The sequence below is a fragment of the Pseudomonas bharatica CSV86 genome (assembly GCF_000319305.2).
GTDB classification, from domain to species: domain Bacteria; phylum Pseudomonadota; class Gammaproteobacteria; order Pseudomonadales; family Pseudomonadaceae; genus Aquipseudomonas; species Aquipseudomonas bharatica.
The window spans coordinates 2,203,104-2,215,243 of sequence record NZ_AMWJ02000002.1; the positions used below are offsets into that span (position 1 = coordinate 2,203,104).

General features: G+C 64.6%; 11 protein-coding genes, 1 tRNA gene and 1 pseudogene. 6 read left to right on the forward strand and 7 right to left on the reverse strand.

Annotated elements, in window-relative coordinates; translation table 11 throughout:
• Nucleotides 1–82: 82 nt before the first annotated feature.
• Both CSV86_RS23885 and CSV86_RS23890 read left to right on the forward strand, forming a co-directional pair.
• Nucleotides 83–1,407: pseudogene (locus CSV86_RS23885) on the forward strand (S41 family peptidase).
• Entirely contained in the window at nucleotides 1,407–2,174 is a 768-nt protein-coding gene (locus CSV86_RS23890; RefSeq protein WP_009396087.1) for a divergent polysaccharide deacetylase family protein, read from the forward strand. The pseudogene CSV86_RS23885 and the gene CSV86_RS23890 overlap by 1 nt, the downstream one beginning before the upstream one ends.
• On the opposite strand, the gene CSV86_RS23895 is transcribed toward CSV86_RS23890, so the two are convergent.
• From CSV86_RS23895 to CSV86_RS23925, 7 genes are all read right to left on the reverse strand, one after another.
• Complete coding sequence (locus CSV86_RS23895; protein WP_009396085.1) at nucleotides 2,165–2,893, reverse strand: substrate-binding periplasmic protein; 729 nt, start codon at nucleotides 2,891–2,893, stop codon at nucleotides 2,165–2,167. The genes CSV86_RS23890 and CSV86_RS23895 overlap by 10 nt on opposite strands.
• A 121-nt stretch (nucleotides 2,894–3,014) precedes the next feature.
• The gene (gene hisF / locus CSV86_RS23900) at nucleotides 3,015–3,785 is read right to left on the reverse strand and encodes an imidazole glycerol phosphate synthase subunit HisF (protein ID WP_009396083.1); all 771 of its coding nucleotides are present in this window, start codon (nucleotides 3,783–3,785) and stop codon (nucleotides 3,015–3,017) included.
• Nucleotides 3,786–3,795: 10 nt separating this feature from the next.
• Nucleotides 3,796–4,533, reverse strand: a complete 738-nt coding sequence (hisA, locus tag CSV86_RS23905; RefSeq protein WP_009396081.1) for a 1-(5-phosphoribosyl)-5-[(5-phosphoribosylamino)methylideneamino]imidazole-4-carboxamide isomerase — start codon at nucleotides 4,531–4,533, stop codon at nucleotides 3,796–3,798.
• A 41-nt stretch (nucleotides 4,534–4,574) separates the two neighbouring features.
• Nucleotides 4,575–4,835: a DUF2164 domain-containing protein gene (locus CSV86_RS23910; RefSeq protein WP_009396079.1), complete on the reverse strand. Its 261-nt coding sequence runs from the start codon at nucleotides 4,833–4,835 to the stop codon at nucleotides 4,575–4,577.
• Nucleotides 4,835–5,473 carry an imidazole glycerol phosphate synthase subunit HisH gene (hisH, locus tag CSV86_RS23915; protein WP_009396077.1) on the reverse strand — a complete coding sequence of 213 codons (639 nt, stop codon included), beginning with the start codon at nucleotides 5,471–5,473 and terminating at the stop codon, nucleotides 4,835–4,837. Before hisH ends, CSV86_RS23910 begins: the two co-directional genes overlap by 1 nt.
• A complete protein-coding gene (hisB, locus tag CSV86_RS23920; protein ID WP_009396076.1) occupies nucleotides 5,473–6,066 on the reverse strand; it encodes an imidazoleglycerol-phosphate dehydratase HisB in 594 nt (197 codons plus the stop codon). Before hisB ends, hisH begins: the two co-directional genes overlap by 1 nt.
• A gap of 219 nt (nucleotides 6,067–6,285) precedes the next feature.
• Entirely contained in the window at nucleotides 6,286–7,944 is a 1,659-nt protein-coding gene (locus CSV86_RS23925) for an OFA family MFS transporter (protein ID WP_009396075.1), read from the reverse strand.
• Between the two features lie 332 nt (nucleotides 7,945–8,276).
• On the opposite strand from CSV86_RS23925, the gene CSV86_RS23930 reads away from it, so the two are divergent.
• From CSV86_RS23930 to CSV86_RS23945, 4 genes are all read left to right on the forward strand, one after another.
• Nucleotides 8,277–10,514 carry an AsmA family protein gene (locus CSV86_RS23930; RefSeq protein ID WP_009396074.1) on the forward strand — a complete coding sequence of 746 codons (2,238 nt, stop codon included), beginning with the start codon at nucleotides 8,277–8,279 and terminating at the stop codon, nucleotides 10,512–10,514.
• Complete coding sequence (gene mutY / locus CSV86_RS23935; protein ID WP_009396073.1) at nucleotides 10,511–11,578, forward strand: A/G-specific adenine glycosylase; 1,068 nt, start codon at nucleotides 10,511–10,513, stop codon at nucleotides 11,576–11,578. The genes CSV86_RS23930 and mutY overlap by 4 nt, the downstream gene beginning before the upstream one ends.
• Nucleotides 11,575–11,847, forward strand: a complete 273-nt coding sequence (locus CSV86_RS23940) for an oxidative damage protection protein (protein WP_009396072.1) — start codon at nucleotides 11,575–11,577, stop codon at nucleotides 11,845–11,847. The genes mutY and CSV86_RS23940 overlap by 4 nt, the downstream gene beginning before the upstream one ends.
• A gap of 91 nt (nucleotides 11,848–11,938) precedes the next feature.
• Nucleotides 11,939–12,014 (forward strand) — tRNA-Phe (locus tag CSV86_RS23945).
• Nucleotides 12,015–12,140: the final 126 nt, after the last annotated feature.

The following is a 12,140-nucleotide window of genomic DNA, read 5'->3' on the forward strand; positions in this document are numbered from 1 at the left end:
TTTACCTTTTTTCACGCGCCTGCCGCACAGCGCGGCGCGAGGCTCCTTTCGGGGCTCACACAGGATCAGGAGTTCGTTCGACATGCTGCATTCGCCTCGCCTTACCTCGCTGGCCCTGGCCGTCGCACTGGTCAGCGGCGCGTCACCGGCTTTCGCCGCCGAGCCGGCCAAGCTCGCGCCGGCGCTGGCGCCGACCACGGTCACCGGCAAGGCTCCGCTGCCGCTGGACGAGCTGCGCACCTTCGCCGAAGTCCTGGATCGGGTGAAAGCCGCCTACGTCGAGCCCGTGGATGACAAGACCCTGCTGGAAAACGCCATCAAGGGCATGCTCAGCAACCTCGACCCGCACTCCGCCTACCTCGGCCCGGAAGACTTCCAGGAACTGCAGGAAAGCACCAGCGGCGAATTCGGCGGCCTGGGTATCGAAGTCGGCCAGGAAGACGGCTTCGTCAAGGTCGTCTCGCCGATCGACGACACCCCGGCCTCCCGCGCCGGCATCGAGGCCGGCGACCTGATCGTCAAGATCAACGGCCAGCCGACCCGTGGCCAGACCATGACCGAAGCCGTGGACAAGATGCGCGGCAAGATCGGCGAGAAGATCACCCTGACCCTGGTCCGCGACGGCGGCAACCCGTTCGACGTGACCCTGGCCCGCGCCGTGATCCAGGTGAAGAGCGTGAAGAGCCAGTTGCTGGAATCCGGCTATGGCTACATCCGCATCACCCAGTTCCAGGTCAAGACCGGCGAGGAAGTCGGCAAGGCACTGGCCAAACTGCGCAAGGACAACAACGGCAAGCTGCGCGGCATCGTCCTGGACCTGCGCAACAACCCGGGCGGCGTGCTGCAATCGGCGGTGGAAGTGGCCGACCACTTCCTGACCAAGGGCCTGATCGTCTACACCAAGGGCCGCATCGCCAACTCCGAGCTGCGCTTCTCCGCCGACCCGGCCGATGCCAGCGAAGGCGTACCGCTGGTGGTGCTGATCAACGGCGGCAGCGCCTCGGCCTCGGAGATTGTCGCCGGCGCCCTGCAGGACCAGAAACGTGGCGTGCTGATGGGTACCGACAGCTTCGGCAAGGGCTCGGTGCAGACCGTGCTGCCGCTGAACAACGACCGCGCCCTGAAGATCACCACTGCGCTGTACTACACCCCAACGGCCGCTCGATCCAGGCCCAGGGCATCGTCCCGGACATCGAGGTGCGCCAGGCCAAGGTCACCAGCGAGCAGGACACCGAGAACTTCAAGGAAGCCGACCTGCAAGGCCACCTCGGCAATGGCAACGGCGGCGCCGACCGGCCGTCCGGCAGCAAGGCAGCGGGCAAGAAGGAACGTCCGCAAGACGGTGACTTCCAGCTCAGCCAGGCCCTCAGCCTGCTCAAGGGACTGAGCATCACCCGCGACAAGTGATGCAGGCGTTCTGTCTCGCCCTTCTCTGCCTGCTGGCCGGCGTCGCCCATGGTGCGCCGGCCCAGCAGCAGCGGGCCTACCTCAGCGTGATCATCGACGACCTCGGGCAGAATCCGGCCCGGGACTCACGCACCCTCGCCCTGCCCGGCCCGGTGACCATGGCGATCATGCCGGACACGCCCCACGCTACCGACTTCGCGCGCCAGGCGCACAAGGCCGGGCGCACGGTGATCCTGCACATGCCCATGGACCCGGCCACCGGCCCCTACGCCTGGCACCCCGGCACTCCGCTGCCGGAACTGGAACAGCGCCTGAACGCCGCGCTGGCGAAGGTTCCGTACGCTGCCGGGGTCAACAACCACATGGGCAGCCGCATGACCGCGCAGCCTGAGGCCATGGCCTGGCTGATGGGCGAGTTGCAGCGGCGTGAGCTGTTCTTCGTCGACAGCCGCACCAGCGCCGCTACCGTAGCGGCGGCCAAGGCCCAGGCGCTGGGTCTGGCGAGCCTGTCGCGGGATGTCTTCCTCGATGACGTGCGGACCCCCGAGGCCATTGCCGGGCAACTGCGCATTGCCGTGGAGCTGGCCCACAGGCAGGGCACCGCGGTGGTGATCGGCCACCCTTATCCACAGACCCTGGACGTGCTGGAGCGCGAACTGCCCAAGCTCAAGGCCCAGGGCATCGAACTGATCGGCCTGCGGCAGATGATCGGCGAACGTAGCAACCGCGCCATGCCCGCCCATGGCAAGGGCGGGATCTACAGGTAACGGGCGTAGGTGGCGTCGAGGAAGCCATCCTGGCGCATCTGTTCCAGGGCGTCCTGCAGGCGCTTCACCACCTCCTCCGGCACGCTCGGGTTGAGCGCCAGATACAGCTCGGTGCCATTGAAGCGCAACACCGTCCTGAAGTCGGTCATGCCTATCTGCCGGGCCAGGTAGCGGCCAGCCGGGTCGCCGGTGGCCCAGAGGTCGATCTCGCCGTTGGAGAGCTTCTTCGCATTGTCCTGGTCACGCAGCACCAATACCGGCTTCAACCCCTGCTGCTGCAGGTTCTCGGCGATGGCATCACCCTTGTAGGCACCGATGCGCAGGCCCTTGGCCTGTTGCAGGTTATCCAGCCGGATCCGGCTGCTGGCGGGGGCCAGCAACACCCAGTCATCCGGGCCCAGCGGGCCGACCCACTTGAACAGCTTCTCGCGCTCGGGCGAACGGGCAAGGACGAACACGCCATGGTTCGGCGTGTCCCGGGCCTGCTGGTAGACCCGGGTCCAGGGAAAGCGCAGGGTCATGCTGTAGGGGATGTCGGCGCGGCGGAACATCTCCCGCACCAGGTCGGCGGCGATGCCCTGGATATCCGCCTCGTGGGCGAAGCTCTTGCCGTCGCGGGACATGTTGTAGGGCGGGAAGTTTTCGGTCAGCAGGACCAGCGGCTCGCTGGCGTGGGCGGCGGTGGTCAGGGTGAGGAGGAAGAGGAGTCTGGTCAGCATCGGGAGGGATCTGGTTTGTTGGGGGATGCTGATGGCCTCATCGCTGCGGTGCGGCGGTCCGACAAGCCAGCTCCCACAGGTTCGTGTGGGAGCTGGCTTGCCAGCGATGAGGCCCTGAAGGTCAGCGCACGACGATCCCGCGCTGCGCCATATAGGCCTTGGCCTCCGGCACGGTGTACTCGCCGAAGTGGAAGATGCTCGCCGCCAGCACGGCACTGGCGTGCCCTTCCAGGATCCCGTCGGCCAGATGCTGCAGGTTGCCCACGCCACCGGACGCGATCACCGGAATGCCCAGTGCGTCGCTGATCGCCCGGGTCACACCCAGGTCGAAACCGCTCTTCATGCCGTCCTGGTCCATGCTGGTCAGGAGGATCTCGCCAGCACCCAGGCCTTCCATCTTCTTCGCCCACTCCACCGCATCCAGGCCGGTCGGCTTGCGCCCGCCGTGGGTGAAGATCTCCCAGCGCGGTTCTTCGCCCGGGCCGGAGACCTTCTTGGCGTCGATGGCCACAACGATGCACTGCGAGCCGAAATGCGCCGCCGCTTCGCCGACGAACTCCGGATTGAACACCGCCGCGGTGTTGATCGACACCTTGTCGGCCCCGGCATTGAGCAGGTTGCGGATGTCCTGCACGGTGCGCACGCCACCGCCCACGGTCAGCGGGATGAACACCTGGCTGGCCATGCGCTCGACGGTGTGCAGCGTGGTGTCACGGCCATCGACGCTGGCGGTGATGTCGAGGAAGGTGATCTCGTCGGCACCCTGCTCGTCGTAGCGACGGGCAATTTCCACCGGGTCGCCGGCGTCACGGATGTTCTCGAACTTGACGCCCTTGACGACCCGGCCGTTGTCCACGTCCAGGCAAGGGATGATGCGTTTGGCCAGGGCCATGGCGTTCTCCTCAGCCTTGGTAGCTGTCGCAGAAGGCCTGGGCCTCGGCGACGTCAAGGGTGCCTTCGTAGATGGCACGACCGGTGATGGCGCCGATGATGCCCGGTGTCCTGGCGTCCAGCAGGGCCTTGATGTCGCCCAGGTTGTGGATGCCGCCGGAGGCGATCACCGGGATCTTCGTGGCTTCGGCCAGGGCCTTGGTGAAGGGCACGTTGCAGCCCTGCATCATGCCGTCCTTGGCGATGTCGGTGTAGACGATCGCCGAGACGCCGTCGGCCTCGAAGCGCCTGGCCAGATCGATGACCTGCACCGAGCTGACCTCGGCCCAGCCGTCGGTGGCGACGAAGCCGTCTTTCGCGTCCAGGCCAACGATGACCTTGCCCGGGAAGGCCTTGCACGCCTCGGCGACGAATTCAGGCTGCTTGACCGCCTTGGTGCCGATGATCACGTAGCTGACGCCGGCCTTTACGTAGTGTTCGATGGTTTCCAGCGAGCGGATGCCGCCGCCGATCTGGATCGGCAGCTCCGGGTAGCGCCTGGCGATGGCGGTGACCACCTCGCCGTTGACCGGCTGGCCTTCGAAGGCGCCGTTCAGATCGACCAGATGCAGACGACGGCAGCCACCTTCAACCCATTTGGCGGCCATGCTCACCGGGTCGTCGGAGAATACGGTGGAATCTTCCATGCGGCCCTGGCGCAGACGTACGCAGGCACCGTCCTTGAGATCGATAGCGGGGATAATCAGCATCTGGAAAACCTGTCTAATCGGTAAACGGTGAGCCCGGGAAGTCAGTTCTTCTCGAGCGCCCACAGGTCGACTTCAATGCTCTCGAAGCGCTCCTTGAGCTGCGTCTGAACATCGAAGATCGCCCGGTTGTAGTAGTGCGGCGCAATATCCCTGGCGAACAGCTCGAGCACCTCGGCCACTTCGAACGAGCCCAGTTGCAGCTCGAAACGGTCTTCGAGGAAGCGCTTGAGGGTGTCCAGCGCCTCGCGCTCCTGTTCGGGCGCGAGGGTGATGGCCGGGGTCTTGCTGCGCGAGCGGTTCATTACCAGCGGCCATCCCAGGCGGCGAAGTTCTGCAACAGTTGCAGGCCGTGGGTGTGGCTCTTTTCCGGGTGGAACTGGGTGGCGAAGCGCGAGCCTTCGGCCAGTACCGCAGCGAAATCGACGCCATAGTGACCGCGACCGACCACCTGGGACGGCTTGCCGGACTCGATGTAGTAGCTGTGCACGAAGTAGAAGCGCGCGCGGTCCGGGATATCGTGCCAGAGCGGGTGATCGATCACCTGGCTGACCTCGTTCCAGCCCATGTGCGGCACCTTCAGGTGCTCGCCGTCTTCATGCAGGTCCTTGCCGAACAGACGCACCTGGCCGGGGAACATGCCGATGCAGTCGACACCGTCGTTCTCCTCGCTGTGGTCCAGCAGGGCCTGCATGCCGACGCAGATACCGAGGAACGGGCGGTCCTGGCTGACTTGCTTGACCAGGCTGTCGAAGCCCAGGCGGCGGATCTCGGCCATGCAGTCGCGAATCGCGCCGACACCAGGGAAGACCACCCGGTCGGCTTCACGGATTACCGCAGCATCGCTGGTGATCAGCACCTTGCCGGCGCCGACGTGCTCCAGGGCCTTGGCCACCGAGTGCAGGTTGCCCATGCCATAGTCGATAACGGCGACGGTCTGCATTACAGGCATCCCTTGGTGGAAGGCATCTGCCCGGCCATCCGCTCGTCCAGCTCGACAGCCATGCGCAGCGCGCGACCGAAGGCCTTGAACACGGTCTCGATCTGGTGGTGGGTGTTATGCCCGCGCAGGTTGTCGATATGCAGCGTGACGTTGGCGTGGTTGACGAAGCCCTGGAAGAACTCCTGGAACAGGTCCACATCGAAACCGCCCACGGTGGCGCGGGTGTAGGGCACGTGCATCTGCAGGCCGGGACGGCCGGAGAAATCGATCACCACCCGCGACAGCGCTTCGTCCAGCGGCACGTAGGCGTGGCCGTAGCGACGGATGCCTTTCTTGTCGCCGATGGCCTGGCTGAACGCCTGGCCCAGGGTGATACCGACGTCTTCGACGGTATGGTGGTCGTCGATATGCAGGTCGCCCTTGCACTCGATGTCCAGATCGATCAATCCATGACGGGAAATCTGATCCAGCATGTGCTCCAGGAAAGGCACGCCGATATCGAATCGGGCCTTGCCAGTGCCATCCAGGTTGATCGAGGCTTTGATCTGGGTTTCCAGAGTATTGCGCTCGACGGACGCCTTACGTTCGACCATCACCAGCTCCGCAAATCATTGGGCGAAAAAGGCGGTCATTATAGGCGCAGAACGTCGCATCTTGAAACGAAGATGACGTGTGGTGTTGGGGTTTTGCGCCCGATTTTCGGGCTGATGGGGAATTCGGGGGCCCAATCGCTGGCAAGCCAGCTCCCACAGGGACCCTGTGGGAGCTGGCTTGCCAGCGATTGGGCCGCAAGAGCGACCCAAATGCCCGAATCAGTGGAACAGAACGGCAGTCTTCTGCAGCGTCGCCCACACACCCCAGGCCAGCGGAATGCCCACGGCCAGCCAGGCCGCGATCACCAGCGGCAGGGTGCCGTCGGCAGCTTTCCACTCCAGCGCGGTGGTGTTGTCGGCGCCCTTGTCATGCCCCAGCGCCTGCTCGGCGGCCAGTTGTTCTTCGGTCATGAAGTACTTGTCGGCCACCGGACGCACCATCGCGTTGCAGATAAAGCCCAGCACCAGCAGGCCGGCGAGGATGTACAAGGTAATGTCGTAGGCCGCAGCCCGCTCCACGCCGATGCTCAGCTGGTACTCGCGCAGGTAGTTGACCAGCACCGGGCCGAGCACGCCCGCCGCGGCCCAGGCCGTCAGCAGGCGACCGTGAATCGCACCGACCATCTGCGTGCCGAACAGATCCGCCAGGTAGGCCGGCACGGTGGCGAAACCACCGCCGTACATCGACAGGATGATGCAGAACGCCGCCACGAACAGGGCGATGTTGCCCAGGTGGCCCATGTTCGGCACCAGCGCATACAGGGCGAAGCCCAGTGCGAAGAAGGCGAAGTAGGTGTTCTTGCGCCCGATATAGTCGGAGAACGACGCCCAGAAGAAGCGCCCGCCGATGTTGAACAGGCTGAGCAGGCCGGTGAAGCCGGCGGCGATCGCGGCGATCTGCGCCAGTTGCCCGGCGTCCAGTTCGCTGAAAGTCAGGTTGTTGCCCAGCAGCTTGCCGGCGAACACTTCCTGCAGCAGTGGCGACGCCATGCCGAGGATGCCGATACCGGCGGACACGTTCAGGCACAGTACCAGCCAGATCAGGGCGAACTGCGGGGTCTTCCAGGCCACGCTGACATGCACGTGACGGTGGGTGATCATCGAGTTGCTGGCCTTCTTCGCCGGAGCGGTCCAGCCTTCGGGCTTCCAGCCGGTCGGCGGAACGCGGTACGACAATGCGCCGCCGATCATGAAGATGAAGTAGATCACCGCCATCACCACGAAGCTCTGCCACACGCCGACGCCTTCAGGGCTGGCGAAGTGGTTCATCAGCGCCGCCGCCAGCGGAGCACCGACCATCGCACCACCACCGAAGCCCATGATCGCCATGCCGGTGGCCATGCCGCGCTTGTCCGGGAACCACTTGATCAGGGTCGATACCGGCGAGATATAGCCCAGGCCCAGGCCGATACCACCGATCACCCCCGAGCCCAGCCACATCAGCCAGATCTGGTGGGTGTACACGCCCAGCGCGGAAATCAGCAGGCCGCCGCACCAGCACAGCGCCGAGACCACACCGGCCTTGCGCGGCCCGGCATGTTCCAGCCAGCCGCCCCAGATAGCCGCCGAGCAGCCGAGGAAGATGAAGAACAGGGTGTAGATCCAGCCGAGCATGGAGATCGGCCAGTCGCAGGTCGAAGAGACCATCTGGGCGAAGAAGCCCATGTCCGGGGCGCAGGCCACCGGTGCGGTAATGCCGATCGCCTTCGACAGCGGCAGCCAGAACACCGAGAAGCCGTAGGCCATGCCGATGCACAGGTGGATGGCGAGTGCGGCCGGGGGTACCAGCCAGCGGTTGAAACCGGGTCGAGCGACGATGCGCTCCTTGGACAGGAAACCAGGCGCACTGGCGACGGCTCCCGCGGTGATGGTGCTCATTATTGTTTCCCTCGTAGATAGGTAGCCCCCGCAGGCCGAAACCGACGACCCCCGACTTTGGCGCACGCAGGCAACGAGTCGTTTTTCGGGCAGCCGGCCCTGTCGCGACAATCCGTCGCAGCAAGACCCGGGAACGGCTGCAAGAGTAGCATTTAGCTAGCTAACAAAAACCAATCTGACATCATGGTTTTTGTTGTAACTGAGACTTTTTTCCGTGGAACCGCAGGGCGCGGGAATGTCAAACCGGCCATTCACGGCAATCGCAGTGGCGAAGGCCGCAAGGCTATACTCTGCGGCTGACTTTTCAGACATCGACTTCAAAGGACCCGCCCATGAAAGCGTTCGGCAAAATCCTGGGGCTGGTGGTTCTCGGGCTGTTGCTGATCGTGGTGGCCGGCGGCTTCGCCCTGACCCACCTCTTCGATCCCAACGACTATAAAGACGAGATCCGCCAACTGGCTCGCGACAAGGCTCACGTCGAGCTGACCCTGAACGGCGATATCGGCTGGAGCCTGTTCCCCTGGCTAGGCCTGGAGTTGCACGAGGCGAGCATTGCCACGCTGAACAAGCCGGCCGAGCCGATCGCCGATCTGCAGATGCTCGGCCTGTCGGTGCGCGTGCTGCCGCTGCTGCGCCGTGAGGTGCAGATGAGCGATGTGCGGGTCGAGGGGCTGAACCTGAACCTGGTCCGTGACGAAAGCGGCCACGGCAACTGGGAAGACATCGGCAAGCCATTGCCGGCCAAGGCCCCGGCCGGCAGCACCGGCGAAACTGCGCCGGCCACCACTGCGTCGGCCGAGGGCGAAAGCAAGCCGGCCGCCAGCGAGCGCCCGCTCAAGCTGGATATCGACAGTCTCACCGTCAACAACGCCCGGGTGCAGTACAACGACGTGCGTAGCGGCCAGAGCTTCAGTGCCGAGAGCATCCAGTTGAGCACCGAAGCCGTGCACGACGGCGTGAATATCCCGCTGAAACTCACCGCTTTCCTCAGCTCCGGCCAACCCGTGCTGCGCGCGCGCATCGAGCTGGCCGGCGAAGCCCGCTTCGACCGCGCACTGCGTCGCTATCAACTGGAAGACATGAAGCTGCACGGCGAACTCTCCGGCGAGCCGCTGCAACAGAAAAGCATGACGTTCTCGGCCCAGGGCCAATTGCTCGCCGACCTGGCGGCCAATGTCGCCGAATGGAACGGCCTGAAGCTTTCGGCCAACCAGTTGCGTGCCCTCGGCGAGCTGCACGTGCGTGACCTGAGCAGCGAGCCGAAGGTCAGCGGCGGCATCTCCATTGCCCAGTTCGACCTGCGCAAGTTCCTCGACAGCGTTGGCGTCGTTCTGCCGCCGATGAAAGACCAGACGACCCTCACCGGCGTCGAACTGGTCGGCCGCATCGAAGGCACGAAGAACAGCCTTGCCCTGGAAGACCTGGCGCTGAAGCTGGACGACAGCACCTTCACCGGTCGCCTCGCGGTGGAAGACTTCGCCAAACAGGCGCTGCGCATCCAGTTGAAGAACGACAAGTTCGATGCCGACCGCTACCTGCTGGCCAAAAGCGACGACGCGGAGAACGCCAATGCTGCGCGCAAGGCCGAGGTTCAGAGCACGGAAGCCAGCGCCGTCGCCGGGCCGGGCACCTCGCCGCTGCCCGACGCACCGACCCAGGTCGCCTGGAGCAACGACAAGCTGCTGCCGGTGGACCGCCTGCGCGCCCTCGACCTGCAAGCCGACCTGAGTTTCGGCGTGCTCACCCTGGACCAGTTGCCGATCCAGAATGCCGAGCTCAAGGCCAGCGGCCAGGGTGGCCTGATTACCCTGCAAGTCCTGCGTGGCGGCCTTTACAACGGCACTTTCGATACCCATGGCACCCTCGACGTACGTCCGGCAGTGCCGCAGCTCGGCCTCACCGCGAAGATCAACCGGGTGCCGGTCGAGCATTTCATCAAGCACGACGGCAACACCCCGCCGGTGAAGGGCCTGCTCACCCTGGACAGCGACCTTACCGCCACCGGCAACAGCCAGAAAGCCCTGGTCGATACCCTCAACGGCAAGGCCAGCTTCGTTATCAACAACGGCGTGCTGGTCAACGCCAACCTCGAACAGCAACTGTGCCAGGGCATCGCCACCCTCAACCGCAAGACCCTGAGCGGCGAGCCACGGGGCAAGGACACGCCGTTCGAAGAACTGAAAGGCAGCCTGGTGCTGAGCAACGGCGTGGCCAGCAACCCCGACCTGAGGGCGCGCATCCCTGGCCTGACCGTCAACGGCAATGGCGACATCGACCTGCGCGTGCTGGGCATGGACTACCGCGTCGGCGTCATCGTCGAAGGCGACACCCGCGAAATGCCGGACCCGGCCTGCCAGGTCAACCAGCGCTACGTCGGCCTGGAGTTCCCGCTGCGCTGCCGCGGGCCGCTGGAACTGGGCGCACGCGCCTGCCGCATCGACAAGGACGGCGTCGGCAAGCTGGCCGGCCAGGCGCTGGGCAACCGCATCAACGAAAAACTCGAAGAGAAGCTGGGCGACAAGGTGAGTCCCGAGCTGAAGGACGCACTGAAGGGCCTGTTCAAACGATGACCCCCGAGCAGTTTTCCACCGCGGTACTCGACTGGTTCGACCGCCACGGCCGCCACGACCTGCCCTGGCAACAGGGCATCACGCCCTACCGGGTGTGGGTCTCCGAGATCATGCTGCAGCAGACCCAGGTCAGCACCGTGCTCAATTACTTCGGCCGCTTCATGGACGCCCTGCCGGATGTCCAGGCCCTGGCCGCGGCACCTGAAGACGAAGTGCTGCACCTGTGGACCGGGCTCGGCTACTACACCCGCGCGCGCAATCTGCAAAAGGCCGCCAGGATCGTCGTCGAACAGTACGGTGGCGAATTCCCCCGCGACGTCGAAAAGCTCACCGATCTGCCCGGTATCGGCCTGTCCACCGCCGGCGCTATCGCCAGCATCAGCATGGGCCTGCGCGCGCCGATCCTCGACGGCAACGTCAAGCGCGTCCTGGCGCGCTATACCGCGCAGGAAGGCTATCCCGGCGAGCCCAAGGTGGCGAAGGCGCTGTGGGCAAGCGCCGAGCGCTTCACACCGCACCAGCGGGTCAACGACTACACCCAGGCGATGATGGACCTCGGCGCCACCCTCTGCACCCGCAGCAAGCCCAGTTGCCTGCTGTGTCCGCTGAAGCGTGGTTGCGAGGCCCACATGCTCGGCCAGGAGACTCGCTACCCGCTGCCCAAGCCGCGCAAGGCCCTGCCACAGAAACGCACGCTGATGCCGCTGCTGGCCAATGACGAAGGCGCCATCCTGCTTTACCGGCGCCCTTCCAGCGGCCTCTGGGGCGGGTTGTGGAGCCTGCCGGAACTGGACGACCTGGACGACCTGGAACACCTCGCCGACCAGCACCGCCTGAACATCGAAACCCGCCGCGAACTGACGGGCCTGACCCACACCTTCAGCCATTTCCAGCTGGCCATCGAGCCGTGGCTGGTGCGCGTCGGCCAGCACGGCGACCACGTGGCCGAGGCCGACTGGCTCTGGTATAACCTCGCCACCCCGCCGCGCCTGGGGCTCGCCGCCCCGGTGAAGAAGCTGCTCAAACGCGCGGCCGACGAATTGATTGCAGGAGACTCGCGATGACCCGCACCGTTATGTGCCGCAAGTACAAAGAACAACTGCCTGGCCTTGAGCGTCCGCCGTATCCGGGGCCAAAGGGCCTCGATATCTACGAGCACATCTCGCAGAAGGCCTGGGCCGACTGGCAGAAGGAGCAGACCATGCTCATCAACGAGAAGCGCCTGAACATGATGAACGCCGAAGACCGCAAGTTCATCCAGGGCGAAATGGACAAGTTCTTCTCCGGCGAGGAATTCGAAAAGGCCGAAGGCTACGTTCCACCTGCCCAATGACCCCCGAAAACCGTAAGCGTCGGTATTAATTAAAAAAATTTTGAAATTGTTGTTGACGCAATCCTGAAAAACGCTTTTAATGCGCCCCGTTGCCCAGATAGCTCAGTCGGTAGAGCAGAGGATTGAAAATCCTCGTGTCGGCGGTTCGACTCCGTCTCTGGGCACCAAGACAACGCAAAGCCCCTGAATCGAAAGATTCAGGGGCTTTTTTGTTTTGCCCGGGAAAACCCACTCACGGACCCGCTCCCACAAGGGCCGCGCGTATTGACCACCATCAATACGCCATCACTCGA

Excerpts from the sequence above, each read along its gene's own strand:
- CSV86_RS23890 (WP_009396087.1), top strand. The coding sequence starts at position 1,407 with ATGCAGGCGTTCTGTCTCGCCCTTCTCTGCCTGCTGGCCGGCGTCGCC.
- CSV86_RS23895 (WP_009396085.1), bottom strand. The coding sequence starts at position 2,893 with ATGCTGACCAGACTCCTCTTCCTCCTCACCCTGACCACCGCCGCCCAC.
- hisF (WP_009396083.1), bottom strand. The coding sequence starts at position 3,785 with ATGGCCCTGGCCAAACGCATCATCCCTTGCCTGGACGTGGACAACGGC.
- hisA (WP_009396081.1), bottom strand. The coding sequence starts at position 4,533 with ATGCTGATTATCCCCGCTATCGATCTCAAGGACGGTGCCTGCGTACGT.
- CSV86_RS23910 (WP_009396079.1), bottom strand. The coding sequence starts at position 4,835 with ATGAACCGCTCGCGCAGCAAGACCCCGGCCATCACCCTCGCGCCCGAA.
- hisH (WP_009396077.1), bottom strand. The coding sequence starts at position 5,473 with ATGCAGACCGTCGCCGTTATCGACTATGGCATGGGCAACCTGCACTCG.
- hisB (WP_009396076.1), bottom strand. The coding sequence starts at position 6,066 with ATGGTCGAACGTAAGGCGTCCGTCGAGCGCAATACTCTGGAAACCCAG.
- CSV86_RS23925 (WP_009396075.1), bottom strand. The coding sequence starts at position 7,944 with ATGAGCACCATCACCGCGGGAGCCGTCGCCAGTGCGCCTGGTTTCCTG.
- CSV86_RS23930 (WP_009396074.1), top strand. The coding sequence starts at position 8,277 with ATGAAAGCGTTCGGCAAAATCCTGGGGCTGGTGGTTCTCGGGCTGTTG.
- mutY (WP_009396073.1), top strand. The coding sequence starts at position 10,511 with ATGACCCCCGAGCAGTTTTCCACCGCGGTACTCGACTGGTTCGACCGC.
- CSV86_RS23940 (WP_009396072.1), top strand. The coding sequence starts at position 11,575 with ATGACCCGCACCGTTATGTGCCGCAAGTACAAAGAACAACTGCCTGGC.